General features: G+C 68.1%; 23 protein-coding genes and 1 pseudogene. 16 read left to right on the top strand and 8 right to left on the bottom strand.

Annotated elements, in window-relative coordinates:
- The first annotated feature begins 477 nt into the window (after positions 1-477).
- Positions 478-663, top strand: a complete 186-nt coding sequence (locus tag OG558_RS07850) for a hypothetical protein (RefSeq protein WP_405069608.1) — start codon at positions 478-480, stop codon at positions 661-663.
- On the opposite strand, the gene OG558_RS07845 is transcribed toward OG558_RS07850, so the two are convergent.
- Positions 664-3174 carry a bifunctional FO biosynthesis protein CofGH gene (locus OG558_RS07845; protein WP_405069607.1) on the bottom strand — a complete coding sequence of 837 codons (2511 nt, stop codon included), beginning with the start codon at positions 3172-3174 and terminating at the stop codon, positions 664-666.
- Between the two features lie 91 nt (positions 3175-3265).
- On the opposite strand from OG558_RS07845, the gene OG558_RS07840 reads away from it, so the two are divergent.
- The 4 genes from OG558_RS07840 to OG558_RS07825 all read left to right on the top strand — a co-directional run bounded on the left by OG558_RS07840 (position 3266) and on the right by OG558_RS07825 (position 8512).
- Positions 3266-3820, top strand: a complete 555-nt coding sequence (locus OG558_RS07840; RefSeq protein ID WP_329482491.1) for a TetR family transcriptional regulator — start codon at positions 3266-3268, stop codon at positions 3818-3820.
- Positions 3821-3867: 47 nt separating this feature from the next.
- On the top strand, positions 3868-6174 hold the full coding sequence (locus OG558_RS07835; RefSeq protein WP_405069606.1) for a CehA/McbA family metallohydrolase: 2307 nt from the start codon (positions 3868-3870) through the stop codon (positions 6172-6174).
- Complete coding sequence (locus OG558_RS07830; protein WP_405069605.1) at positions 6174-6569, top strand: hypothetical protein; 396 nt, start codon at positions 6174-6176, stop codon at positions 6567-6569. Before OG558_RS07835 ends, OG558_RS07830 begins: the two co-directional genes overlap by 1 nt.
- A 98-nt stretch (positions 6570-6667) precedes the next feature.
- Complete coding sequence (locus tag OG558_RS07825; RefSeq protein WP_405069604.1) at positions 6668-8512, top strand: FtsX-like permease family protein; 1845 nt, start codon at positions 6668-6670, stop codon at positions 8510-8512.
- Here the strand turns inward: OG558_RS07825 and OG558_RS07820 are convergent.
- The 5 genes and pseudogenes from OG558_RS07820 to OG558_RS07800 all read right to left on the bottom strand — a co-directional run.
- A complete protein-coding gene (locus tag OG558_RS07820; RefSeq protein ID WP_405069603.1) occupies positions 8495-8995 on the bottom strand; it encodes a DUF2867 domain-containing protein in 501 nt (166 codons plus the stop codon). The genes OG558_RS07825 and OG558_RS07820 overlap by 18 nt on opposite strands.
- Before the next feature lie 10 nt (positions 8996-9005).
- Complete coding sequence (locus OG558_RS07815; protein ID WP_405069602.1) at positions 9006-9545, bottom strand: TetR/AcrR family transcriptional regulator; 540 nt, start codon at positions 9543-9545, stop codon at positions 9006-9008.
- A 30-nt stretch (positions 9546-9575) separates the two neighbouring features.
- Positions 9576-11993, bottom strand: coding sequence for a GH116 family glycosyl-hydrolase (locus OG558_RS07810; RefSeq protein WP_405072128.1), 2418 nt, complete (start codon positions 11991-11993; stop codon positions 9576-9578).
- A gap of 68 nt (positions 11994-12061) precedes the next feature.
- Positions 12062-12424, bottom strand: coding sequence for a hypothetical protein (locus OG558_RS07805; RefSeq protein ID WP_405072303.1), 363 nt, complete (start codon positions 12422-12424; stop codon positions 12062-12064).
- A gap of 115 nt (positions 12425-12539) precedes the next feature.
- Positions 12540-12779, bottom strand: a pseudogene (locus OG558_RS07800) (winged helix-turn-helix transcriptional regulator); the annotation flags it as partial.
- A 99-nt stretch (positions 12780-12878) separates the two neighbouring features.
- On the opposite strand from OG558_RS07800, the gene OG558_RS07795 reads away from it, so the two are divergent.
- Positions 12879-13583, top strand: a complete 705-nt coding sequence (locus OG558_RS07795) for an SDR family NAD(P)-dependent oxidoreductase (RefSeq protein WP_405069601.1) — start codon at positions 12879-12881, stop codon at positions 13581-13583.
- 23 nt (positions 13584-13606) lie between these two features.
- Here the strand turns inward: OG558_RS07795 and OG558_RS07790 are convergent, their stop codons facing one another.
- Positions 13607-14851 (bottom strand): glycosyltransferase, encoded by a 1245-nt coding sequence (locus OG558_RS07790; RefSeq protein ID WP_405069600.1) that lies wholly within the window; start codon positions 14849-14851, stop codon positions 13607-13609.
- Positions 14852-14889: 38 nt separating this feature from the next.
- On the opposite strand from OG558_RS07790, the gene OG558_RS07785 reads away from it, so the two are divergent.
- From OG558_RS07785 to OG558_RS07755, 7 genes are all read left to right on the top strand, one after another.
- A complete protein-coding gene (locus tag OG558_RS07785) occupies positions 14890-15369 on the top strand; it encodes a MarR family winged helix-turn-helix transcriptional regulator (protein ID WP_405069599.1) in 480 nt (159 codons plus the stop codon).
- The gene (locus tag OG558_RS07780) at positions 15362-15826 is read left to right on the top strand and encodes a methyltransferase family protein (RefSeq protein WP_405069598.1); all 465 of its coding nucleotides are present in this window, start codon (positions 15362-15364) and stop codon (positions 15824-15826) included. The genes OG558_RS07785 and OG558_RS07780 overlap by 8 nt, the downstream gene beginning before the upstream one ends.
- 84 nt (positions 15827-15910) lie before the next feature.
- Complete coding sequence (locus OG558_RS07775; protein WP_405069597.1) at positions 15911-16906, top strand: aldo/keto reductase; 996 nt, start codon at positions 15911-15913, stop codon at positions 16904-16906.
- Between the two features lie 132 nt (positions 16907-17038).
- Complete coding sequence (locus tag OG558_RS07770; protein ID WP_405072126.1) at positions 17039-17665, top strand: TetR family transcriptional regulator; 627 nt, start codon at positions 17039-17041, stop codon at positions 17663-17665.
- Entirely contained in the window at positions 17662-17901 is a 240-nt protein-coding gene (locus OG558_RS07765) for a hypothetical protein (protein WP_405069596.1), read from the top strand. Before OG558_RS07770 ends, OG558_RS07765 begins: the two co-directional genes overlap by 4 nt.
- On the top strand, positions 17889-19244 hold the full coding sequence (locus OG558_RS07760; RefSeq protein ID WP_405072125.1) for an MFS transporter: 1356 nt from the start codon (positions 17889-17891) through the stop codon (positions 19242-19244). The genes OG558_RS07765 and OG558_RS07760 overlap by 13 nt, the downstream gene beginning before the upstream one ends.
- Positions 19241-19540 (top strand): MTH1187 family thiamine-binding protein, encoded by a 300-nt coding sequence (locus OG558_RS07755; RefSeq protein WP_405069595.1) that lies wholly within the window; start codon positions 19241-19243, stop codon positions 19538-19540. The genes OG558_RS07760 and OG558_RS07755 overlap by 4 nt, the downstream gene beginning before the upstream one ends.
- Here the strand turns inward: OG558_RS07755 and OG558_RS07750 are convergent.
- Complete coding sequence (locus OG558_RS07750) at positions 19529-20269, bottom strand: SDR family oxidoreductase (protein WP_405069594.1); 741 nt, start codon at positions 20267-20269, stop codon at positions 19529-19531. The genes OG558_RS07755 and OG558_RS07750 overlap by 12 nt on opposite strands.
- A gap of 99 nt (positions 20270-20368) precedes the next feature.
- On the opposite strand from OG558_RS07750, the gene OG558_RS07745 reads away from it, so the two are divergent.
- The 3 genes from OG558_RS07745 to OG558_RS07735 are packed head-to-tail and all read left to right on the top strand — an operon-like array spanning position 20369 to position 23647.
- Positions 20369-21235, top strand: coding sequence for a helix-turn-helix transcriptional regulator (locus OG558_RS07745; protein ID WP_405069593.1), 867 nt, complete (start codon positions 20369-20371; stop codon positions 21233-21235).
- 45 nt (positions 21236-21280) lie between these two features.
- Positions 21281-22555 carry a ThuA domain-containing protein gene (locus OG558_RS07740; protein ID WP_405069592.1) on the top strand — a complete coding sequence of 425 codons (1275 nt, stop codon included), beginning with the start codon at positions 21281-21283 and terminating at the stop codon, positions 22553-22555.
- Between the two features lie 21 nt (positions 22556-22576).
- Entirely contained in the window at positions 22577-23647 is a 1071-nt protein-coding gene (locus OG558_RS07735; RefSeq protein WP_405069591.1) for a WD40/YVTN/BNR-like repeat-containing protein, read from the top strand.
- Positions 23648-23665 lie beyond the last annotated feature (18 nt).

The following is a 23665-nucleotide window of genomic DNA, read 5'->3' as shown; positions in this document are numbered from 1 at the left end:
GGCAATGCAAATGTTTGATCCGGGGGATTCCCGGGGATCGCGGCCCATGACAACGTTCTGTTGTCGGCGGCGGACGGGTCGCTGACACAGGCTCCAGGTGGTTCCCGAAGTACTCCCGTCCGCGACCGGACTGTACCTCCCCTGCCGGTCACGGAATGAGGCATCGGGCCCGCCCGCCTTCGGGCCGACTGCCCTCGGGGCAACAGCAGGACGCCGGCCGTGCCGCTAGGGCAGCCGGTCGCCAGTGAGGTGGCGACCGACGCCCGGCACGGTCGGCGTTTCCGTTCCCGGGTTGGTGTCTGGTGCTGCTGGGGATCAGACACCAACCCGGGAACGTCACCCGGTCAGATGAACGTCACCCGGTCAGATGGGTGAGTACGGCGAGCACCCCGCCGCTGGCTGTGCAACCGGCTCGCGGCGTACGTCGCCTACATCGCGATCTTCGCCTACTCGTTCACCTTCCAGACGCTCTACCTGATGCGGGCCTGGGTCGGCGGCGACCACACCGCGTTCAATGCCGATCCGGAGAAGCTTCCGCTCGACTACCTCGCCGTCACCGGCTCCACCTACATCGTCGGCTTCCTGCTCATCACCTTGGGCCACCGCCTCGGCGCGAAACGCCGCAGCCGCACCAACGCTGTCAACCTCGACGCGGCCCGTTGATCAGGCGAGCTCCAAGGACGGACGAGCCGGGACCTCGCCGTACGTCGTGGTGCGCTGGCGGGCCGGGCGGCCGGCGGCGGTGGCCATCGCGGTCAGCTCCTCGATGGACTTGCGCGAGCCGTGCTTGGACCCGGCCATCCGGCTGATCGTCTCCTCCATCAGGGTGCCGCCGATGTCGTTGACGCCGCCGTTCAGGACCGCGACGCAGCCGTCGACGCCGAGCTTGACCCACGAGCACTGGATGTTGTCGATCCGCCCGTGCAGCATGATCCGCGCCATCGCGTGCACCGCGCGGTTCTCGTCGTACGTCGGTCCCGGGCGGGCGACGCCGGCCAGGTAGATCGGCGAGTTCTGGTGGATGAACGGCAGCAGGACGAACTCGGTGAACCCGCCCGTCCGATCCTGGACGGCGGCGATCGTACGCAGATGCTGCACCCAGTGGTGCGGTGCGTCCACGTGGCCGTACATCATCGTCGAACTGGATGGCAGGCCGACCTTGTGCGCGGTGCTGATCACCTCGATCCAGCTTGCCGTGGGCAACTTTCCCTTGGTGAGGATCCAGCGCACGTCGTCGTCGAGGATCTCCGCCGCGGTGCCGGGGATGCTGTCCAGGCCGGCCTCCTTCACCGAGATCAGGAAGTCCTCGATCGACAGCCCGGTGCGGACCGAGCCGTTGACGATCTCCATCGGCGAGTACGCGTGCACGTGCATGTCCGGGACTCGGTCCTTGACCGCGCGGACGAGATCGGCGTACGCCGTACCCGGCAGGTCGGGGTGGATACCGCCTTGCATGCACACCTCGGTCGCGCCGATCACCCAGGCTTCCTCGGCGCGCTGGCCTACCTCGTCCATCGACAGCGAGTAGGCGTCGGCGTCGGTCCGCCGCTGCGCGAACGCGCAGAACCGGCAGCCGGTGTAGCAGACGTTGGTGAAGTTGATGTTGCGGTTGACCACGTACGTGACGTCGTCCCCAACCGTTGCCTTGCGCAACCCATCCGCAAGCGCAGCCAATGCGTCCAGCGCCGGACCCGTTGCCGTCATCAACGTCAGGGCCTGCGCATCCGACAGCCCGGCGGGATCCCGTTCAGCAGCTGCCAGCGCCGCCTTCACATCACCTTCGACACGCTCTGGTGCGGACCGATGAGCGACGTCTTCGCGGAGGACGTCCCAGTCGCCGTACGCCGCGTCGAAGTCCGAGCGGGTCTCGGTACGCCGTCCCTCGGTGTCGATCGCGGTGTGCAGGTCGGTGCGGCCGACGCTGTCCCACCCACCATCCGGCTCCTGCCACGGCAAACCAACCGGCAGCGCGGACTCATTAGCCAGCCCACTCACGGGGTCGACCAGCGCCTCGACGTGCGAGATCAGCCGCGGGTCGAGCCACGGCTCCCGCAGGTACTCCGGATGCGCGGTCAGCCGCTCCCGCAGCACAAAGCCCGCGTCCGCCGTGATCTTCGCCAGGTCGTCGATCTGCGGCCATGGGCGTTCCGGGTTCACGTGGTCGGGCGTCAATGGCGACACCCCGCCGAAGTCGTCCACGCCCGCGTCGAGCAGAGCCCGGCACTCGGCCAGGTCGACCAGGTTCGGCGGCGCCTGCACCCGGACGCGCGGCCCGAGCACGACGCGGGTGACGGCGATCGCGGCCAGCCATTCGTCCAGCGGTACGTCGGCGTCGTTACGCATCGCCGTGTCCGGCTTCACCCGGAACCCCTGGATGATCACTTCCTGGATCCCGTTGTACTGCCGGGCGATCTTGCGCAACGCGAAGATCGAGTCCGCCCGCTCCTCCAACGACTCACCGATCCCGATCAGCAGACCGGTCGTGAACGGTACGTTCGACCGCCCGGCGTCCTCGAGCACCCGCAGCCGGATCGCCGGGTCCTTGTCGGGCGAGCCGAAGTGCGGCTGGCCCTTCTCCTCGAACAGCCGCCGGGGCGTGGTCTCCAGCATCATCCCCATGCTCGGCGCGACCGGCTTCAAGCGCTGCAGATCCTGCCACGACATCACCCCGGGGTTGAGGTGCGGCAGCAGCCCGGTCTCCTCCAGGACCCGGATCGCCATCGCCCGCACGTAGTCGAGCGTGCTGTCGTACCCGGCCTCCTCCAGCCACTGCCGCGCCGCCTCCCAGCGGTCCTCGGGAGCGTCGCCGAGGGTGAACAGCGCCTCCTTGCAGCCGAGTGCGGCGCCCTGCCGCGCGATCTCCAGCACCTCGTCCGGCGAGAGGTACGGCGAGTGCACCCGCCCCGGCGTGGTCGCGAACGTGCAGTAGTGACAGCGGTCCCGGCACAACCGGGTCAGTGGGATGAAGACCTTCTTCGAGTACGTCACGATGCCGGGGCGGCCGGCGTCGGCCAGGCCCTGGTCGCGGACGCGGGCCGCGGTCGCCATCAAGGTGGTCAGCGCGTCGCCGCTCGCGCCGAGCAGCACCTCCACCTCCGCCGGGTCGAGGGTCTTGCCGTCGTCCGCACGCTTCAGGGCGCGGCGCATCGCCGTACTGATGTCGTTGGTTGTCACGTCATCCGAGCCTAGGCGCCGGAAACCGTCCGTTCCCGCGATTCCCGGGACCAAAAACAATCCGTACAGACGTCCTGATAGTTTGCTGTTCGTGCAGGTCAGGAGGGCTGTGGACGGTCGCCGGATGCGCGGTGAGCAGCGGCGGAGCGAACTGCTGCGGGCGACGCTGACCGTGATCGAGCGCGACGGGGTCGCAGGTGTGAGCCATCGCGCGGTGGCCGCGACGGCGGATGTGTCGGTCGCGTCGATCACGTATCACTTCGCGACGCTCGACGAGCTGCTGGTCGCGGCGCTGGGGTGGGCGGCCGAGGATCTCGCCGCCGAGCTGCACGGCTGGGGGAGTGAGCTGGGGGCGCGGCCGGCGGACGAGCTGGCGCGGTTGATCGAGCACAGCGTCGTACGGCGGCGCGGCCGGACGCTCGCGTTGTACGAGCTCTATCTGTACGCCGCTCGCCGTCCGGAGCTCCGCGACGTCGCCCAGGCCTGGTTGGAGCCGTTGACGGAGATCGCCCGGGCCTTCACCGCCGATCCGCAGAAGGCGCGGCTCCTGGTTGCGGCGCTGGACGGTCTGCTGATGCAGGCACTGATCGGTAGCCGACAGGTGGACCGTGCGGACCTCGCCGCTTTATTGGAGGTGCTGAGGTAGGCGGTGCCGGGTAGGGTCGCGAAGGAACTCGCCATCGGGAGGTCCGGGTGTCTGACCCCGCAGTTCAGCCACTGTTCGCGTCCGCTGTCCGCGCCGTACGAAAACTGCAAGATCTCGGCGATCCACTGCCCGCCGATGTGGTCACCCAACTGTCCAAGCTGGAAAGCAGCTCGCTGAGCGAGGCGGAGCGGCGCAGCCAGCTCGAGACCCTGCTGCGGCCGTACGTCTTGGTGGACGTGTCGATCGACGAGCAGGGGATCGCTGTGTGCGCACCGGGCGCCGCGCCGCCGCGACTGGTCCAGCACGGCTGGCGCAGTTTCCTCGTGCGGGTGGCGAACCCGCACCGGATCGCCGCCACCTTGAGCGCGTCGCCTGGCGGTGTGTACGGCGTGATCGACTACCAGAGCCACTCCGCGCGGATCGCGTTGCACGACACGCTGACCGTCGTTCCACGGATCAAGGACGCCTGGCTGGACGCGGCCATCGCCGCACCGAAAGAGCTGTCCGGCCTCGAGGTCGAGTACAAGGTCATCAGTCTGTACAGCCGCGAAGGCGGCGTCCAGTCGGGTGGCGTGTCGCTCTTCGCCGCGGACGAGCACAACCACCACAGCCTGAGCCGGTCGCCACTGGGGTTCGCCGGCTTCCGGACGAACTTCGAGTTGCGCGAGTACGCCGCGTCGTTCGATTTCGACTGTGCACCGGCGCGCGACATCCAGCTGGACATCCGTGAGCCCGACGGCCGGAGCTGCATGGCCGCGATCACGGTTCGCGACGCGCAGGGACGCTCGTACCCGTCCAAGGCGATGCGGCTGGCGCCGGACATGTTCTTCCACGAGCACGTCTACCGCGCGACCGGCGAAATGATCAGGCTGCCCGAGGGGCGGTACGAGGTCTCGGCGATCCGCGGGCCCGAGTATCGACAGGTATTGCTCGAGGCCGACGTCGACGCGGGAACCGAGACGGTCCCGATCACCCTCGACCGCTGGGTCGATCCGGCCGGCCACGGCTACTACTCGGGCGACCCGCACATTCACGCCGGCGGCTGCTCGCACTACAACGTCCCGAGCGAGGGCGTCACGCCCGAAACGATGATCCGGCATGTCCGCGGGGAAGGCCTGTGGCTCGGAAGCGTGCTCACCTGGGCGCCGTGCTACTACCACCAGAAACAGTTCTTCAGCGGTGAGTCGATCAGTCCGCCGGCTGAGCTGGAATATCCGGCGATGCAAGCCGCACAGGGCATGACGTGGACTCCACAGCCGACGGACCGCGATGCCGAGAGCGCGTTGCGGTACGACGTCGAGGTGTCCGGGTTCCCGTCCAGCCATTCCGGTCACTTGATCCTGCTCGGGCTCACCGACCAGGACTACCCGGGGACCAGTCTGATCGAGGACTGGCCGTCGTGGAACCTGCCGGTCCTGCGCTGGGCCAAGGAGCAGAACGCACTGGTCGGGTACGCGCATTGTGGAGTCGGTCTGTCGGTTGGCACCGAGGAACTGCCCAACTACATCGTGCCGTCGTTCCAGGGCATCGGATCCAACGAGATCATCGTCGACGTACCCCTCGGGGCCGCCGACTTCCAGTGCGGCGGCCAGTTCGCGCCCGCGGCGGAGCTGAACATCTGGTATCACCTCCTCAGCGTCGGCTACCGCACCCTCATGCTGGGCGAGACCGACTATCCATGCATGTACGACGAGGGCCCGGGAGTCGGGCGTACATACGTCCGACTGGCCGAACCGCCGGCCGGTCCGCAGGCGATCGAGGCATGGATCACCGGTCTGCGTGAGAGTGCGTCGTACTTCGGTGACGGTCGCAGCCATGTGTTCGACCTGGCCGTCGACGGTGACGTCAGCCGCGAGCAGTCGCTCGACGCGCCCGGCCCGGCGCGGGTCAGCGCGACGGTCGCCGCCTGGCTGCCCGAGCAGCCGCCTCCACCGCCGGCGGGGCGTCCCGTCTACAGCGCTCCAGTCGGCTGGCATCTCGAGCGGTCCCGGATCGGCGAGTCCCGAACTGTTGTCCTCGAGGTCGTGCTGAACGGTGTCGTGGTCGGGTCGCAGGAACTGGTTGCCGATGGCACCGAGCAGGAGGTCGCGTTCGACGTGACCGTGGAGCGTTCGTCCTGGCTGGCGCTGCGGATCCTGCGCAGCGTCCACACCCAGCCGATCTTCCTCGAGGTCGACGGCCGGCCGATCCGGGCCTCACGCCGCAGCGCTCAGTGGCTGCACGACTCCGTCGACCAACTGTGGAAGGTGAAGTCGGGGTTCATCCGGGAGAGCGAGCGGGATGCGGCGCGTCAGGCGTACGACGAGGCGCAGGCCAGCTACCTGTCGAGGCGAGAAGAATGCGAGGCCGACTGATGCACCACGCACCTGCAATCGGCTGTTGCGGGCCGGTCGAGACCGACGCGCCGCTGGCGGTGACCATCAACCCGGAGGCGCGGGTCAACGTCGCCCGCAGCGGCGCGCCGATCGGCACCTTGACGCCAGGTGAATGGCACACGCTCGCCGTGACGGTCGTCAACGACGGCTTCGTCACCGGCCCGTTGGCCATCGAAGCGGAGCCGGTCAGCGGGCTCCACCTCGAGCTGCCGGCTCACGAACTGACCGGTGAGCATCGCCAGGAGACGGCCTTCCGGGTCCGGCTCGACGCGCCCACCGTTGTGGACGTGACCCTGACCTTCCGTGCTCTCGGCGCGCTTGGTGGTCTCGCCAACCACAGCACCGTCAATCTGCTGCTGTCGGCCCGCGCATGAGGTAGCGCGGAAGCTACCCGCGCTGGGGTGCCTGAGCCAGGGCGACTAGGAGCTTCTACCTGTTGGGTAGGAGGATGCTGAGGTTGTCTGTGGGAGCGATGCGGACGAGATGGCACCTGTTCGCGGGCGCGGTGGTTGCGGTCGCGCTCGGAGTGGGTCTGGTGCAGTCGGGCCTGCAGATGCTGGCGGCCACCGATCGACCAGCGCTGCCTGCCGGACTGTCGGCGTACGACCGCGCCCGGGTGCGTGAAGGGTACGTCGGAGCCGCGACGCTGCTGGGGATGTCGGTGATGCTCGCGGTGTTCCTGACAGTCTTCATCGTCAGTACGACATTCGGCTTCACGGTCGTGCAGCGGCGGCGGGAGCTTGGGTTGTTGCGGCTGGTCGGGGCACAGCGTGGCTACCTGTGTCTGATGCTGGTGACGGAGGCCGGACTGCTAGGCCTGATCGGGACGGTGGTCGGTGTACCGCTCGGACTGCTGGGGACCTGGGCGCAGTCGTCGCTGTTGATCAAGCTTGGGATGCTGCCGTCCTGGTTCGATGCGCCGTGGGATCAGGGGGCGGTGTGGGCGGCGATGATCGTCGGCGTGAGCACGGCGCTGGCCGGCGTACTCGCGGCAGCCTGGCGGGCGTCTCGGATCAGCGCGCTCGAAGCGCTCACCGAGAGCCGTGCCGCGCAGCGGGTGATGACCGGCTGGCGATGGTTCTGGGGGCTGTCGGCCGCGTTCTGCACGGTGGTGCTGGTGATCGCCGCGCAGGCCGCGCGAGATCTGGTCGCCGGGCTGATGATCGGTCTGGTCGTGATGATCACTGGATCGGTCGCCCTCAGTCAGCTCAGCCCGATCGTCGTACCGCTGGCCGGCCGCCTGCCCGCGGCCGTCCTGCGCGGCAACCTGATCGCCGACCTCGCCCGGGCCGGAGTGCTTCATGCGGTACGCCGAAGCGCGGCAACGGCGGCGCCGTTGATCGTGCTGGTCGGACTCGTGGTCGGGTTGTGGGGGACGTTCGGATCGTTGGCGAAGGCGGTCGGGGTGGAGCAGGAGCGACTGATCACCGCGGACCTGGTCGTCGATCACGCGATACAACGCGGGCCGGACATCGCGGTCGCGTCGCAACAGACCGCCGTACCCATCACCGTCAGCCGCGGCGGGACGACGGTGTACTCGGAGGGGATCGGGATCGATCCGGCGGCGTACCTGCAAACTCACAAGCTGCGACCGCGTACGGGCTCGCTGGATCGGCTGACCGGCCGGACGATTGCCATCGGCCCCGGAATGGCTGCCGAGGGCTACAAACTCGGATCGACGCTCAAGATTGCCTTAGGCAATAGAACTGTCCTCGCCAAAGTTGTCGCCATCATGCCGGAGACGCTCGACGTCAGCGAGAACTTCTTCATCCCGAGGGCCCTGCTGCCCGCAGGCGGCCGGACCGAGACGTTGGTGAAGGTTGCACCGGGCATCGAACCGAGCCGGGTGGCGGCCGGGCTCGGCGGCAAGGTGCAGACGGTCGGAGAGTGGGCCGAAGATCGTGGCGCGGCGCAGCAGCGGAGCAACTCCGGTCTGTTCGCCGCGCTGATGGGGCTGGCCGGGATCTTCGCGGCTGTTGCCGTGGTCAACGCGGTGGTGATGTCGACGGCCGACCGGCGACGGGAGTTCGCGCTGGCCCGGATGGCCGGGCTGACTCGCGCACAGGTCGTCACGGTTGCTCTCATCGAGTCTGCAACCGTCGTGATCGTCGGCGTACTCCTCGGATCTCTGGTCGCCGCAGCCGCGCTGGCCGGCATCGCCGCCGGTCCGTACGGCCTTGCAGCGTTGGCGATTCCTTGGCGCTTGCTCGGCCTGATCTTCAGCGCGGCGCTCATCGTCGTCGGTGCGGCCGCGGCGTTCACCGCGCAGCAGGCGACGAGGCCGCAGCCGGTGTCGTTGCTAGCGGCCCGCGAATGACGTCTCGCCGGCCCGGCACATGCTGAGCAGGACCAGGTGGTGGAACGGGCGGATCAGGTTGTAGTAGAAGCGCCCGACCGGTCGCAGGTACTTGACCAGCGTGACGACCCTGAACTCCGCTGGCTGCCCGTTGTCTGTGATGATCGCCAGCCAGGCGACCAGATGGTTGTCGGAGACCTTGAGCAACAAGTAGTGATCCTCCTCGCCGCGCACGACGGTGAAGAACGAGGCGGGATCACCCGGGGTGAAGCTCACCGTCTCCGGCCGCAGCCGAAACGAGTCGGGGACGGCGGTCTCCAGCCGGAGCGCCCAGGCCAGCAGTATCCGGACACCGAACAATGCCTTGATCCACAGCGGTCCATGGCCGAGTGCGCCGGCGGTGAACTCGCGCAGTGACACGGCACCGCGAGCGGTCTTCACATCGATCACGTCGACGATGGGCACAAGGTCATCCAGCTCAGGCAAGTCGGTGCGGGTCGGCATGGCGACTCCTCTAGTCGATGGACGCGAGACGCAGGGTCAGTGCGTAGATGTCGCGCAGGTCGTCCTTGGCGATGGGCGGCAGCACTTGCTCGGCGCCGATCAGGATCAGGTAGAGCAGTTGCGCGAACCGGTCCGGATCCAGGTCGGCCTTCAGTCCGTGGCACAGCTCCTTCAGGTACGTCGTCCGCGCCCGGTCCACCCGCTCCTGCGCAGCCCGTACTTCGGGATCCTGGAGGGCCCACGCCCGTACGGCGATCTCCAGCCCGGCACTGTCCGGGTCGGACGTCACGAGGCGCAGGAGGTGCTGCAGCTTCGCCGCCGGCTCCGCGTCGGGCTGACGCTCGACCGCGTCGATCAGCCGGGTGGTGAACTGTGCCTCGAAGTACTCCAGGAGCGCCGTCCGGTAGCCGGCGGCGCCCTTGAAGTGGTGGTAGTACGAGCCCTTGGTGACACCGAGCTTCCCGGTCAGCCGCTCGATCGTCACCGCCGGCGCACCTTCGTCCGCCAGCAGCTCGAGGCCGGCGTCCAGCCATTCCGTCCGGGTCACCATGCCGGAAACATACCATACCGTTTGGTATGGTCAATCCTGAGTGACCTTCTCGCCGAAGAGTTCGACCGAGGTGAGGTACAGGTCGCCTTCGCGGACGTGGAGCGTTCGCTCGACCGTGTCGAAGGTGCCGAACGCGTCGCCCGTCGACCAGAAGATCCGTCGTACGCCGGGAGTCCGCGGCGCGAACCGCATCACCCCGGTCCGTCCGTCGTAGTCGAAGCCGGTCAGCGCGATCACCGCACCCCAGCTCGCCATCGCCCGCGCGTAGTGGTGACCGCACTCCGCCTCGTCGAACGGGTTGCGCCGCTCCCCGTCGTACCGGGCCCGGATGTCGGCGATCACTGTCAGCCCCTCGTCGACCAGGCCTTCCGCGATCAGGCCGACCGAGAGGATGTGCTCGAACCCGGTCATCACCTCGCTGAAGTACGGGAACGGCCGCTCGGGCCGGTTGCCGCGCGGATAGCTGCACATCAGGACGGCGGACTCGTCGCCCAGCACGTAACTGCGCATGTGGTTGAAGTGCCCGGAGAACCCGGAAAGCCCGTTGTGCTTGAGGATGCTGCGCAACGTCGTCACGACCCGGTCCGGATCGAGCAGGGTGCCGAGTTGGGTCAGCCGAGCGAGGTGCTGCCCGACCAGTTGATCGACGAGGCAGCCGTCACCCAGTTGCAGCACGGGATGGGTCGGATCCGCGGCGCCCATCCGTTCGCGGAGGCCGGGTGCGATGTCGTCCGCGGACGCCGGCGGGCGGATCTCGTGCCGGTAGTACTCGCCGTTGAACAGGTGCTCGTCCATCCACGCACTGCCGTTGTCGAAGAGCTTGCGGCACTCCGTCGCAAGGTCGTCGACGCCGAGGTAGCCGGCCATTTCCTCGCCCGCGCGCAGGGCCGCCAGGTACCAGGACTGCATCTGCGGGTTGGGTCCGTAGTACTCGACGTCCATCGTGTTGTGCTGGCAGCCCTCCATCACGCCGTCACGGTCGGCGTCCCACCCGCCGGGGATCCAGCAGAACTCGAGCCCCCGCCGGGCCGCGGGCCACAGCGAACGCAGCAGCTCGTCATCGCCGCTGAGCCGCCAGTCGCGATACAGCTTGACCAGGCACCCGAGCTGACCATCGGCGGCGGCGACTCGCCAGTCGGTCGCGCTGGTCTCGAGGGGGAGGCCGACCCGGAAGCTCATCAGCCCTTGATCGTCGGTCGCGTGGGCGAACTCGACCTCACGCATCGAGCGCGCGATCTGGCCGAACAGGAAGGGTGTGGCCTGCTCGTAGTTCCACACATGCGTGCAACTGCCGAAGCAGCTGCCTTCGTGGTCGGAGCATCCTTCCCAGCCGAAGAACCGTCCGTCCGGTGTCCGGAAGACTGTCTGGGTCCGCAGCGTACTCAGGTTGAACAGCGCCGCCTCGTGAACCTGCGCGTGAAGGTCGCTGCCGAGGAAGTCCGTGAGGAAGGCGACGGTACGACGTTCCAGCTCGTCGAGCTGCGCTGCGAAGCGGCAGAGCATGGTCCAGACGTCGTCGATCAGCGTCGTGTAGTAGTTGCCGACGATGGCGGGCTTCTCCCAGGCGCGCCGGTTCGGGAAGTGCCAGCCCAGGAGGAAGGTGAAGCGCTCGGTCGCGCCCGCGGCGACGGTACGGCGGTCGGCCACCGACGCGATCGGGGTCGCGGACTCGCTCGTACGCTCGTCGAGCCGGCCATCAGCGCTGAAGTCGTCCCAGAAGTCGAGCAGGCTGTCGCCCCATGTGCGATCCGCCCAGCCGGTACGGCGGCTCACGTCCTGGCCGTCCAGCACTGCCAGCGCGATCGAGCCGTACTGCTCCGCGCCGGGATCGACCTCGCGGCTGCGCAGCAGCACACCGTCCGCGCGGACGTCCGGTCCGCCGGTGGCGGTGGTGTTGTAGTTGCCCGCAGCAACGTCTGTGGTGCCGTCCCGGCCGATGAAGTTCTGCAACGATCCGGCCAGCGACACGGTCAGCGGCTCGGTTCCGCGGTTCGTCACGACGAAGCGCAGTACGGCGACCGGCCAGGAGCTCGCCTCGACGTCGGTGGGGACGAGCGGGTTGAACGCCTCCAGGTCCACCTCGACCGGTACGTCGTCGTCGCGGAGTTCGAGCCGGCCGAACGGGTACGCCGTCCTGAAGGTGGCCTCGCGGAAGCGGGGGAGGCCGTGGTTCTGGGCGGCGCTGCCGTGGGCGCCTTCGTACTCACTCAGGTCGAGTGGGCCTTCGACGGCGCGGGTGGTCACGCCGCCGTCACCGGATTCGGTGCGGATCGCGAAGAACGCCGTACCGGGGTGGAAGCCCTTGGCCGGGCGGTTCACGATCTCCCAGTCGCGGAGGTTGCCGCGGCCGCCGAGAGAGACCGTCCCGGTGCCGATACCGCCGAGCGGAAGGGCGATCCGGCGCAACTGGCGGCCGGTGTACGTACGAAGCTGGGGCCAGGTCGTCATGTGACCCGACCCTAATCGCCGCGCCCGCCGGAGAAATCGATCTCCGGCGGGTCGGGTCAACCGATCGGTCAGGCGTCGGCGGTGGTGAGTGCCTGCGCCTCGACCGCGGAGTGGTTCGCCGGGATGCGCAGGTGGGACAGCGGCTTCCAGCCGGTGGCCAGGACGCCGACCGCGAGCAGGACGGCGAACGCGCCGACGTAGAACGGGATCTGGACGTTGATCTCCTCGCCGAGCTTGCCGGCCAGCCACGGAGCGATCGCACCGCCGGAGAAGCGGACGAAGGAGTACGCCGCGGACGCCGTACCGCGCTCGACCGGGGCAGCGCCCATCACGGCCTCGGTGATCAGCGTGTTGTTGATGCCGAGGAACAGTCCGGCCACGATCACGCCGGCCGCGAGAACCCCCTTGTGGTGCGCGTAGACACCCCACATCACTGTCGAGATTCCTGCCGAGGCTGGTCTGGCGGGCGCGGGCGGCTTCGATGTCGGCGACGTGTTCCTCGGCCCAGAGCCGTACGGCGCGGAGCGGTACGAGGAGCGAGTGACCCAGTGGCGTCAGGTCGTACTGGACGTGCGGTGGGTTCTCGTCGTACTCATGCCGGCTGATCAATCCGTCGGCTTCTAGGGAACGGAGGGTCTCGGTCAGGACCTTCGGAGTGATGCCCTGGATGTGCGACCTCAGCTCTGTGAAGCGGCGCGGCCCGTCGGCGAGGGCGTTGACCACGAACACTGTCCACCGGGCGCCGATGCGGTGGAGCACTGTGCGACTCGGACAGGTCGCCGCCATCACGTTGTACGCCTTGCCCGTGGGGACCCCAGTTCCGTTGAAGATACCGGTATCAAATCCATACCGTTTCACCTGATCCTACGAGAGGGAGTGACACACATGGAGCGGATCCTGGTCATCGGCGGCGCACGGGCGCTCGGGGCGGCCGTGGCGCGGCGGGCGGCGGAGAACGGGTACGAGGTGGTGATCGGGGCGCGTGATCTGGCCGCGGCGCAGCTGCTCGCGGGCGAGATCGGCGCGACCGCGATCCACATCGATCTGCAGGACGAGACGACGATCGCGGCTGCGGCCGATCGGCTGGCCGACGGAATCGACCACATCGTGACGACCGGTTCGGCGCCGCACGATGTTCGTGCGGTCGAACTGGATCGCGACAAGCTGGTGGGAGCGGTCACGGCGAAGGTGATCGGACCGATGCTGGTCGCGAAGCACTTCGCGAAGGTACTGCGGCCCACCGGGTCGATCGTGCTGTTCTCCGGCGTCGTCGGGTGGCGGCCGGGGCCGGGCTCGCTCGTCAAGGGCGTGACGAACGGCGCGGTCGAGTACCTCGCTCGCCACCTCGCCGCGGACCTCGCTCCGGTGCGGGTCAACGCGATCTCGCCCGGGGTCGTGGACTCCGGCGCATGGGATCGCCTTGGTGACAACAAGGCCGGCCTGCTGAGCAAGAGCGCCGCCGGGACTCTGGTGGGACGGCACGGCGAGACCGAGGATGTCGTCGACACGGTGATGTGGCTCCTCCGCGCCGGCTTCATCTCCGGCGAAACGATCCACCTCGAAGGCGGCGCTCGCCACAAGACCGCCTGACGGCCCCACCACATTCCCGGGCCTCAGAGCTCCTGGGCGATGGTCGCGGCGGCTTCGGCCGGGCCGTTCGCGGCGGCGTACAGCTTCTGGATTTGTTCGGCGGCCTCGGCGTGGGTGGGGTTGTCGAGCATCTGGGTCGTCAGGGGGGCCAGCGTGCCGGGGCGGGCGCGGCGGGCGGCGCCCAGGCGTTCGACCAAGGCGACGTTGAGGTCCTGTTCGATGTGGAGGGGGATGCCGAGGAGTGGGGTGCCGCCGGCCATGGCAGTTTGGACGCTGCCCTGGCCGCCGGTGGTGATCGCCAGGTCGACCTGTGGCATCACCAGATGACTGGGCAGGACTGCCTCGATCAGGACTCGGTCGGTGGCCAGGTCGCCGAGGTCGTGGATGGTGCCGGCGACCAGGACTCGTACGTCGAGCCGGCTCAGCTCGGCGATCGCCGTACGGACCTGCGCCGGAGGGGTCGAGGTCATGGCGAGGTAGATCGTTGGGCCGGGCAGGTCGAGGAACTTCTGCACCCTAGCTGGGATCGGGAGGTCCAGTTGTGCGAACAGCGGGCCGACCGCCGCGAGACGCGCGCCGGCTCGGTAGCCCTTGCCGGGTGTCCAGGCGGCCAGTTCGGCGGCGGAGATTCCGAGCACTTCGGGGATCTCGGGGACCAAGGACAGGTCGCCGAGCAGGAGAGCGGCCAGGCTCGGGACTCCTTCTACGCCGAGCTCCGCGGCGACCCGGTTGAAGCCGCCGCAGTACGCCGTGATGCGGTTGGGGGTCCGATTGACGAGGAAGCGGGCCAGCCAATCGGGTGCATGCTTCAACCGTGGATCCACCGGCCGGGTCGGCGCCGGCAGCAGGCGATGCTCGAAGACCGGCGGTACGAAGCTGCCCGCGTGTTCCGTGATCACCCGTACGCCGGCCAATCGCGACGAGAGCAACGTGGTCAGGGTGAATCCGGTGACGGCGACCGTGATCCCGTGGGTCCGGAAGTACTCGGCCTCCGCCGCGACATACATCCGGATCTCGGCGTCGTCGTACATGCTCTGCCGGGGATCGCCGAGGCCGACGGCCGAGCTGACGAAGGCGGCCGCGCGGGCAGCGGAGAGTCCCGGTCCGAGAACGTCGTACCCGATGCCGGCCTCGGCCAGCAGGCGTTCGTGGGGGCCGCCGTGGGTGGCGACGCGGACCTCGATGCCGAGCTGGGTGAGGGCGCGGTGGAGCTCGAGCATGCGGGAGGTCTCGGACAGGTAGGCGCAATGCGGCAGTAGGCAGATCACGGTTGCCCCCTTGGAGAGTGATAGGTAATATATTGCCTATGTCGTCAGGGGACAAGGGCCGGAAGCTCTTCGGGATCGGCGCAGGCTCGGAGCTGGCGCCGTCGGTGCGGGCGTTCCGGACCGCCCTGATGCTTGCGCAGAAACTGCGCTACGAGATGGACGAGCGACTGCGCGCGGACGGGCTCACCACGCAGCAGGCCGCGCTGATCACCGCCGTCAAGGCGATGGGGAAGCCGTCGCTCGCGGAGGCCGCGACCGCGCTCGGGAGCACCCATCAGAACGTCGCCCAGATCGTCGCGGCCCTGCAGCGCAAGGAGTTGCTGCAGGTCGAGCCGGATCCGGCGGACCGGCGTCGCAAGTTGCTATCAGCAACTAACAACAGTGCCACGTACTGGCGGGAGCGGGACGCGGGGGACATCGCCGCGATCGACGACTGGTTCGCGGACCTGAGCCCGGCCGAGCTCGAAACGTTCTGCGACCTCGCCGACCGCGTGATCGCCAGAGTCAACCATGCTTAAGGCAGTGCTGGGCAGCACCGCGTTCTTCTTCGCGGCGCCGTGCGTGGTGGGCGGCGTCGTGCCGTGGTGGGTGAGTGGGTGGGCGGCGCCGCGGTTCTGGCCGGGCTTTGTGGTGGTGGCGGCCGGTGCGTTCGTCGTACTGCGGGCGTTCGTGCGGTTCGTCCGGGAAGGGCGTGGCACGCCGGCGCCGGTGGCTCCGACGGAGGAGTTGGTCGTGGGCGGCGACTATCGCTTCGTCCGCAACCCCATGTACGTGGGTGTGGTGACCGCGATCCTCGGGCAGGCGCTGGTCTTTCTCGACCCGTGGGTGCTGGCGTACGGCGTACTCGCGTGGGTCGTGATGGCGTCGTTCGTGCACCTCTACGAGGAGCCCGTACTGCGGGAGCGGTACGGCCGGCAGTACGAGGAGTACTGCCGGACGGTGCCCGCGTGGGTGCCCAGGTTCGGAAGAGGCTGAGCGGGATCGGGCCGGGCAGAACTCCGGAGGCTTTCCCTCATTTATCGGGTGAATGGTGCGTCGACGGCGTTGTAGGTTGACGCAATGGACAAGCGCTTTCTCGGTCGGACCGGGCTGGAAGTCAGTGAGCTGTGCCTTGGCACGATGACCTTCGGCAGCGAGACCGACCAGTCGACCGCCCACAAGATCCTGGATGATTTCGTCGCCGCCGGCGGCACCATGATCGACACCGCGGACACGTACTCCGCCGGTGTCTCCGAGGAGATCATCGGCAGCTGGCTGAAGACCAGGAACCGCGACGACCTGGTGATCGCGACCAAGGTGTACGGCGAGGCCGGCCCCGGACTCCCGGTCCGCGGGGCCGGACGCAAGCACATCCTCGCCGGCGTGGAAGCGAGCCTGCGGCGGCTCCAGACGGACTTCATCGACCTGTACCAGATCCACGTCTTCGATGACGCGACTCCGCTGGAAGAGACGCTGACCACGCTCGACACCCTGGTCACCAGCGGGAAGGTCCGCTTCATCGGTGCCAGCAATCTGACCGGGTGGCAACTGCAGAAGGCGATCGACCTCTCCCGTCACCACGGCCTGGAGCCGTACGTCTGCCTGCAGCCGCTCTACAACCTGCTCGACCGCGACGCCGAGCTCGACCTGATCCCGGTGTGTCAGAACGAGGGCGCCGGCGTGATTGCCTGGAGCCCACTGGCCGGCGGCTGGCTGTCCGGCAAGTACACCAAGGACGCGGGTGGCCCGCCGGCCGGCAGTCGCAGCAGCCAGGCTGACTGGGACAGCCACGACAACGATCGGACCTGGCGGGTGCTCGACGCCCTCCGCGCGGTCGCGGCCGAGGTCGATCGGACGCCCGCCCAGGTCGCCCTGCGGTGGGTGATGCAACGCCCGGGACTGACCGCGCCGATCATCGGGGCGCGGACCCCGGACCAGCTCGCCGACAACCTGGGTGCGACGGGATGGAGCCTCGACGACGAGCAGCTGCGCCGGCTGACCGAGGCGGGCGACGGTCCGCTGCCGTATCCGCACAACATCCTGCGCCTCCCGCAGTTCGTCCGCCGCCCCAGCTGACCGGAGCACTCGGCCTCAGGGCGCAGCACTCCGGGTGCTGCACCCTCTTCTTGCCCCGAATGTGCAGTTCTGCAAAGTTTCAGCGCTAATAGTTTGCAGTGAGTGCAAGAATCCGCCTAGCCTGGATGCGTGATGCAGGCAGAGGGTGGGTTGCGGGAGCGGAAGAAGCGGGAGACGCGGGCGGCGCTGGCCGACGCGGCGCTGCGGCTGGCGCTGGAGAAGGGGCCGGACCACGTCACGGTCGAGGAGATCGCCGAGGCGGCGGACGTCTCGGTGCGGACCTTCTTCAACTACTTCCCGCACAAGGAGCACGCGATCCTCGGGCGCAACCCCGAGCACCTCGAGCGTGCCCTGGAGCGGATGCGGACCGCGCCCGCCGAAGAGTCGCCGCTGACCACGATGTGGTTCGTTGTCCGCGACGTACTGCGTGATCTCGAGAGCGACGGCGAGTTGTCGCGGCGCGGTGAGCTGATCATGCAGTCGCCGAACCTGGTCTATCAGCTGATGATGTCCAGCTTCGACGACGAGCGGCAGCTGACCGCCGCCCTGGCCGACCGGATGGGCGAACCGGATGGTTCGGTCCGGGTGGCGCTGATCGTCGGCGCCGCCGGCGCGGCCTGCCGGGTGGCGATGGAACTGCACAAGAACGCCCCGGACCGGTCCGTCCGTGAGCTCGTCGACGAGGCCTTCCACTTACTTGCTCAAGGCATCGATCCTGCCTTCGGGCCGGATCACCGCAACCAGAAAGGTCACTCATGACAACGACCTCTTCGCCCACGCCCGAGTCGGTGCCGGGTGAGGTCACTGCCACTGACCCGGCCGCCGTCCTGACTCCGCGGCAGACCGTACAGGCCATCTCCGGCCTGATGATGGGCATGTTCGTGGCGATCCTGGCCGGCACCGTGGTGTCGACTGCGCTGCCGCGGATCATTCACGACCTGGGGCGAGTCAGTCCTCCTACACCTGGGTCGTCACCCTCGAACTGCTCACGATGACGGCCACGGTGCCGTTGTGGGGCAAGCTTGCCGACCTCTACAACAACAAGCTGCTGGTCCAGCTGTCGCTCGGTTTCTTCGTGATCGGCTCGCTGGTCGCGGGCTTCGCTCCGAACATCGAAGTACTCCTGGGCAGCCGGGTTCTGCAGGGCCTCGGCGCCGGCGGACTGACCGCACTGGTGCAGATCGTGATGGCGGCGATCATCCCGCCGCGCGAGCTCGGCCGGTACTCCGGGATCTTCGGCGCGATCTTCGCCTCGGCGACGATCGGGGGACCGTTGCTCGGCGGGTTCCTGGTCGACTCGCCGCTCGGCTGGCGGGCCTGCTTCCTGGTCGGCGTGCCGTTCGTGCTCGCGGCGATCGTGCTGCTGCAGCGCACGCTGAAGCTGCCGACCGTGCGCCGGGAGGTGAAGATCGACTGGTGGGGCGCGTTCCTGATCACTGCCGGGGTGAGCACGCTGCTGGTCTGGTCGTCGTTCGCCGGTAACAAGTTCGAATGGGTGTCCGGCTGGAGCTTCCTGCTGGTCGCGGTGGCGCTCGTGGCGCTGGTGGCCGCCGTACTGGTCGAGCGCCGGCACCCCGAGCCGATCATCCCGATGGACCTGTTCCGCAACCGCACGGTGACGCTGGCCATCGTCGCCAGCGCGCTGGTCGGCGTGGCGATGTTCGGTGGCTCGGTGTTCCTGGCGCAGTACTTCCAGATCGCGCAGGGCTATACCCCGACCAAGGCCGGGCTGATGAGCCTGCCGATGATCCTGGGCATGATGGTCGCGTCCACGATCGCCGGTGGGCTGATCACGAAGTACGGCAAATGGAAGGTCTACCTGGTCGTCGGCAGCGTGCTACTACCGATCGGGCTGGCGCTGTTCGGCACGATCGACGCGCACACCTCGAAGTACATGCTGTGGGCGTTCATGATCGTCCTCGGTGTCGGCATCGGCCTGGTGATGCAGAACCTGGTGCTCGCCGCGCAGAACGACGTACCGGCGCGAGAGCTGGGCGCGGCCACCTCGGCGGTGAGCTTCTTCCGCAGTATGGGCGGCACCATCGGCGTCAGTGTGCTCGGTGCGATCCTGGCGAGCAAGGTCACCGAGACGCTGAACCCGGGCGGCGCCTCCTCCGGCGGCAGCGGCGCGGTGCCGAACGTCGCCGAACTACCGGAGCAGGCCCGAGCCGTTGTCGAGAACGCGTACGGCGCGGCGACCGCGGACCTGTTCACGATGTCGGTGCCGTTCGCGGTGCTGGCGCTGATCGCGGTCCTGTTCATCAAGGAGAAGGCACTGCTGACCACCAGCGGAGCCGAGCGCCGCGCTCAGGAGGAACCTGACATCCTGGATGCATGATCGTTGCATTCAGCATCAGCCCTTCCGGCGGCGACGAGACCGGAGGTGTGAGCCAGGTGGTGGCCGAGGCCGTTCGCGTGGTCCGCGCCTCCGGCCTGCCGAACGAGACCAACGCGATGTTCACCAACATCGAGGGTGAGTGGGACGAGGTGATGGCCGTGGTCAAGCAGGCCGTCGACGCCGTCGCCGCCGCCTCGCCACGAGTGAGCCTCGTGCTCAAGGCGGACATCCGCCCCGGCTACACCGGCCAGCTCACCGCCAAGGTCGAACGTATCGAGCAGGAACTAGCCGACTGAGTTCAGCAGGCCGATCATCTGGTCGTACCGGTTCTCACGTTCCGCGTCACGCAGGATCCGGACCCGGTCGACCAGGATCTCGTCGGCGTCCGGGTTCTTCTGGAGCAGTTCCATTGTCTCGTCGAGGTACTCGTCCAGCGGCATCGCCCGCTCGTCGTCCTCCTGGTTCAGCAACGCGGTCCGGACGGCGGGCGGGACCACCTCGATCACCTGAAGCGGAGTGTTCGCGAGTTGCGCGCGCAAGCTCTGCGTGTAGCTGTGCACCGCGGCCTTGGTCGCGCTGTAGGTCGGCGTCATCGCCAGCGGTACGAACGCCAGCCCGGACGAGACCGTGAGGATCGCGGGGTCCGCCTGCTTCAGCAGGTACGGCGTGAACGCGGTGATGGTGCGGATCGTGCCGAGCAGATTGATGCCGATCGTCTCCTCACTGGTCGCGAGGTGAGCCGGGTCGTGCAGATCCTCGACCTGCATGATGCCGGCCATCGTGATCAGCACGTTGACGTCGTGGGCGCTGGTCACCTGCTCGAAGGCCCGGGCGATCGAGTCCGGGTCGGCGACGTCGAGCGCGACCCCCTCGATGCCGTCCTCGGCGGCGATCCGGTCCAGCAGGTCCTGACGCCGGCCGCTGATGATCACGGTGTTGCCGAGATCGCGGAACCGGCGGGCCAGACCGAGGCCGAGTCCCGACGTACCGCCGGTGAAGAAGATCGTGTTGCCAGTCGTTTTCATGTCTCCAGGCTGCGATCGGATGCCGACGGCAACCAGGGCCGGCCCAGCCTCTGCTCGGCAAGCAGTGGATAACAGCCGCCCGTTCGCGACACTGGATGCATGGAGTACGCCGAACTGTCCGATTTCCTCCGCAAACGCCGCGAGGCCCTGCAGCCCGAGGATGTCGGGTTGCCGCGCGGCCGGCGCCGTCGTACGCCGGGACTCCGGCGCGAGGAGATCGCCGTACTCGCGTCGATGTCGACGGACTACTACAGCCGGCTGGAAGGCGGCCGGGGACCGCAGCCGTCGGTGGAGATGCTGACGTCGATCGCCCGCGCGCTGCGGCTGACGCTGGAGGAGCGGGATCACCTGTTCGTGCTCGCCGGGCACGGTACGCCGCCGCGCACGACGCGGGCGTGTCACGTCGACCCCGGGATGCTGCGGATCCTCGACCGGCTGCAGGACACGCCCGCGATGCTGCTCAACCGGTGCGGCGAGACGCTCGCGCAGACGCCGGCGCACGTCGCGTTCGCGGGGGAGCTGACCAACCTCGAGGGGCTGGAGCGCAGCGAGGTCTACCGCTGGTTCGCGCATCCGGAGTCGCGGGTGCTCTATCTCGAGCCCGAGCTGTCCACCCACAGCCGGATGCTGGTCTCGATGCTGCGCTCGGTCGCCACCGTCGACGGGCCGAAGTCGTACGCCGCGACGATCGTCCGCGCGCTGCAGAAGCTGAGTCCGGAGTTCGCCGAGATCTGGGACGCGCACGAGATCGGTGTCGCACACAGCCGGACCAAGCACTTCCGGCATCCGGTGGTCGGCGAGCTCGACCTGTACTGCGAGGTGATCGACAACCGGGACCAGCAGCAGACGCTCGTGGTCTTCACCGCGGAACCCGGCAGCGAGAGCGCCGACAAACTGCGGCTGCTCGGTGTCTTGGGCAGTCAGTCGATGAGCTCTGGACAGGACTTTGATCCGGAGTTAATTTAAGTTCTGAAATTTCATAATGTTCCGCACCGGAAAGGGCCGCCCCCCATGCTTTCCGATCGCTTCCGCCTGCCTGCGTTCCTGCTCGCCTTCGTGCTGCTGGTCAGCACCCTCTCCATCACGCCCGCGACTGCTCAGGTCCAGGCGAACTTCAACGTGCTCGCGTTCTACAGCGGCACCTGGGACGCCGCCCACATCGACTTCGAGAAAGAGGCGAACCAGCGGTTCCCGCAGTTCGGGGCGCAGAACGGGTTCACCTACACCGCCACGAACAACTGGGACCAGCTCAACAACCTGACCGCTTCGCAGTACCAAGTGGTGATGTTCCTCGACGACTCGCCGCACACCGACGCGCAGCGGACCGGGTTCCAGCGCTACATGGACAACGGTGGCGCGTTCTTCGGCTTCCACGTGTCGGCGTACAACGACGCGAGTGGTGGCTGGCCGTGGTTCAACAACACGCTGCTCGGGACCGGGCGATTCCAGTCGAACACCTGGGGACCGACCGCGGTCACGCTGAAGGCGGAGAACCGATCGCACCCGGCGCTGGTGAACACCGGCGCGACGTTCCAGTCGTCGGTGAGTGAGTGGTACAGCTGGCAGAACGACCTGCGGAACAACCCCGACATCCAGATCCTGGCGTCGATCGACCCGTCCAGCTTCCCGGTCGGCACCGATCCGAACCAGACCTGGTACAGCGGCTACTACCCGATCATCTGGACCAACAAGAACTACAAGATGATCTACGCGAACTTCGGCCACAACGCGATGAACTACGAGACCAACACCCGGCTCTCGTCGACCTTCGACAGCCCGGCCCAGAACCAGTTCATGATGGACGCGCTCAAGTGGCTGGGTGGCGCCGGTACGACGCCGCCGGCGGACCAGCCGTCGCCGACCGCTTGGTACACGATCGCCAACAAGGCCAACGGAAAGTGCGTCGACGCCCGCGCGGCCGCGACCGCCAACGGGACCGTGATCCAGCAGTACAGCTGCAACTCCACGCAGGCACAGCATTTCCAGTTCCAGCCCACGTCCGCCGGCTTCACCCGGGTGAACAACCGCAACGACGCGACCAAGGTCATCGACGTGACCGGAGTGTCCGCCGCCGACAACGCCGGCCTGCAATTGTGGACCTACGGCAACGGCAACAACCAGCAGTGGCAGGCCGTCTCCGAAGGCAGCGGCTACTTCCACTTCGTCAGCCGCCTCAGCGCCAAGTGCCTGACCGTCCCCAACGGCTCCACCGCCGACAGCACCCAACTCGTCCAACTCACCTGCAAGGGCACCGCCGCACAGTCTTTCCAGCTGACGATTGCCTGACCATGGACTAGGTTCACGCGCATGAGAATCCTGCGTGTGGCCGCTGTGGCGGCAGGAGGTCTGCTGTTGATGTCCCAGCTCGTCCCCGCCCAGGCAAGCGGCGGGCCGTCGTACCAGTGGAAGCAGACGCCGACCGGGAGTACGGCGCAGTTCCGCGGGTTGTCGGCGGTCAGCAAGGACGTCGCCTGGGTGGGCGGGACCGAAGGGCAGGTGCTGCGGACCGTCGACGGCGGGAGGCACTGGCAGAACGTCAGCCCGCCCGGCGCCGGCGCACTGCAGTTCCGCGATGTCGAGGCGTTCGACGCGCAGCGGGCGCTGGTCCTGTCGATCGGCACCGGCGAGGACTCGCGGATCTACCGGACCGTGAACGGCGGCAAGTCGTGGACGGAGACGTTCCGGAACACGGATGCGAACGCCTTCTACGACTGCTTCGCCTTCAACGACCACAAGCACGGGCTGGCGTTGAGCGACCCGGTGGACGGGAAGTTCCGGATCGCGGCGACCTCGGACGGCGGCAAGTCGTGGAAGGTCCAGTCGAACGCCGGCATGCCGGCCGCGCTGACGGGTGAGTTCGCGTTCGCGGCGAGCGGGACCTGCCTGGTCGCCGGACCCGGCCGGACGGCGTGGTTCGCGTCCGGCGGCGGCGACCGGCCGCGGGTGTTCCGGACCGTTGACGGAGGCAAGCACTGGACCGTCGCCGACTCGCCCATGGCCAGTGGTGAGGCGGCCGGGATCTTCAGCCTCGCCTTCCGCGGGCCACTGTTCGGGGTCGCGGTCGGTGGCGACTTCCTCAAGCCGACCGAGGCCGTGAAGGCCGCGTCGGTCACGTACGACGGCGGCCGCACCTGGAAGCTGGTCCCGGCGGACAAGGCGCCGAAGGGCTACCGCAGCGGGTCGCACTTCGTGCCCTGGTCGCCGTCGACCGTGGTCGCGGTCGGACCATCGGGGAGTGACGTGAGCTTTGACGGCGGGCGCAGCTGGAACCAGTTCTACGACGGCAGCTTCGACAGCGTCGAATGCGCCGGCCACGGATCCCAAGCGGGCTGCTGGGCCTCGGGTGCCAAGGGCGCCGTCGCGCGACTCGTGCGCTGACGTTCAGGCCGGCGACAC

It is taken from the genome of Kribbella sp. NBC_01510 (assembly GCF_045040325.1).
GTDB lineage: Bacteria > Actinomycetota > Actinomycetes > Propionibacteriales > Kribbellaceae > Kribbella.
The sequence above is the reverse complement of the archived record's forward strand: the minus strand, read 5'-3'. Positions and strand labels throughout refer to the sequence as shown.

Coding starts and splice junctions, on each gene's coding strand:
- OG558_RS07805 (WP_405072303.1), bottom strand. CDS start 12,424: ATGTGGGGTGTCTACGCGCACCACAAGGGGGTTCTCGCGGCCGGCGTG.
- OG558_RS07755 (WP_405069595.1), top strand. CDS start 19,241: ATGATCGTTGCATTCAGCATCAGCCCTTCCGGCGGCGACGAGACCGGA.
- OG558_RS07785 (WP_405069599.1), top strand. CDS start 14,890: ATGTCGTCAGGGGACAAGGGCCGGAAGCTCTTCGGGATCGGCGCAGGC.
- OG558_RS07850 (WP_405069608.1), top strand. CDS start 478: ATGCGGGCCTGGGTCGGCGGCGACCACACCGCGTTCAATGCCGATCCG.
- OG558_RS07740 (WP_405069592.1), top strand. CDS start 21,281: ATGCTTTCCGATCGCTTCCGCCTGCCTGCGTTCCTGCTCGCCTTCGTG.
- OG558_RS07775 (WP_405069597.1), top strand. CDS start 15,911: ATGGACAAGCGCTTTCTCGGTCGGACCGGGCTGGAAGTCAGTGAGCTG.
- OG558_RS07795 (WP_405069601.1), top strand. CDS start 12,879: ATGGAGCGGATCCTGGTCATCGGCGGCGCACGGGCGCTCGGGGCGGCC.
- OG558_RS07810 (WP_405072128.1), bottom strand. CDS start 11,993: ATGACGACCTGGCCCCAGCTTCGTACGTACACCGGCCGCCAGTTGCGC.
- OG558_RS07735 (WP_405069591.1), top strand. CDS start 22,577: ATGAGAATCCTGCGTGTGGCCGCTGTGGCGGCAGGAGGTCTGCTGTTG.
- OG558_RS07770 (WP_405072126.1), top strand. CDS start 17,039: ATGCAGGCAGAGGGTGGGTTGCGGGAGCGGAAGAAGCGGGAGACGCGG.
- OG558_RS07815 (WP_405069602.1), bottom strand. CDS start 9,545: ATGGTGACCCGGACGGAATGGCTGGACGCCGGCCTCGAGCTGCTGGCG.
- OG558_RS07780 (WP_405069598.1), top strand. CDS start 15,362: ATGCTTAAGGCAGTGCTGGGCAGCACCGCGTTCTTCTTCGCGGCGCCG.
- OG558_RS07745 (WP_405069593.1), top strand. CDS start 20,369: ATGGAGTACGCCGAACTGTCCGATTTCCTCCGCAAACGCCGCGAGGCC.
- OG558_RS07820 (WP_405069603.1), bottom strand. CDS start 8,995: ATGCCGACCCGCACCGACTTGCCTGAGCTGGATGACCTTGTGCCCATC.
- OG558_RS07750 (WP_405069594.1), bottom strand. CDS start 20,269: ATGAAAACGACTGGCAACACGATCTTCTTCACCGGCGGTACGTCGGGA.
- OG558_RS07825 (WP_405069604.1), top strand. CDS start 6,668: ATGCGGACGAGATGGCACCTGTTCGCGGGCGCGGTGGTTGCGGTCGCG.
- OG558_RS07830 (WP_405069605.1), top strand. CDS start 6,174: ATGCACCACGCACCTGCAATCGGCTGTTGCGGGCCGGTCGAGACCGAC.
- OG558_RS07765 (WP_405069596.1), top strand. CDS start 17,662: ATGACAACGACCTCTTCGCCCACGCCCGAGTCGGTGCCGGGTGAGGTC.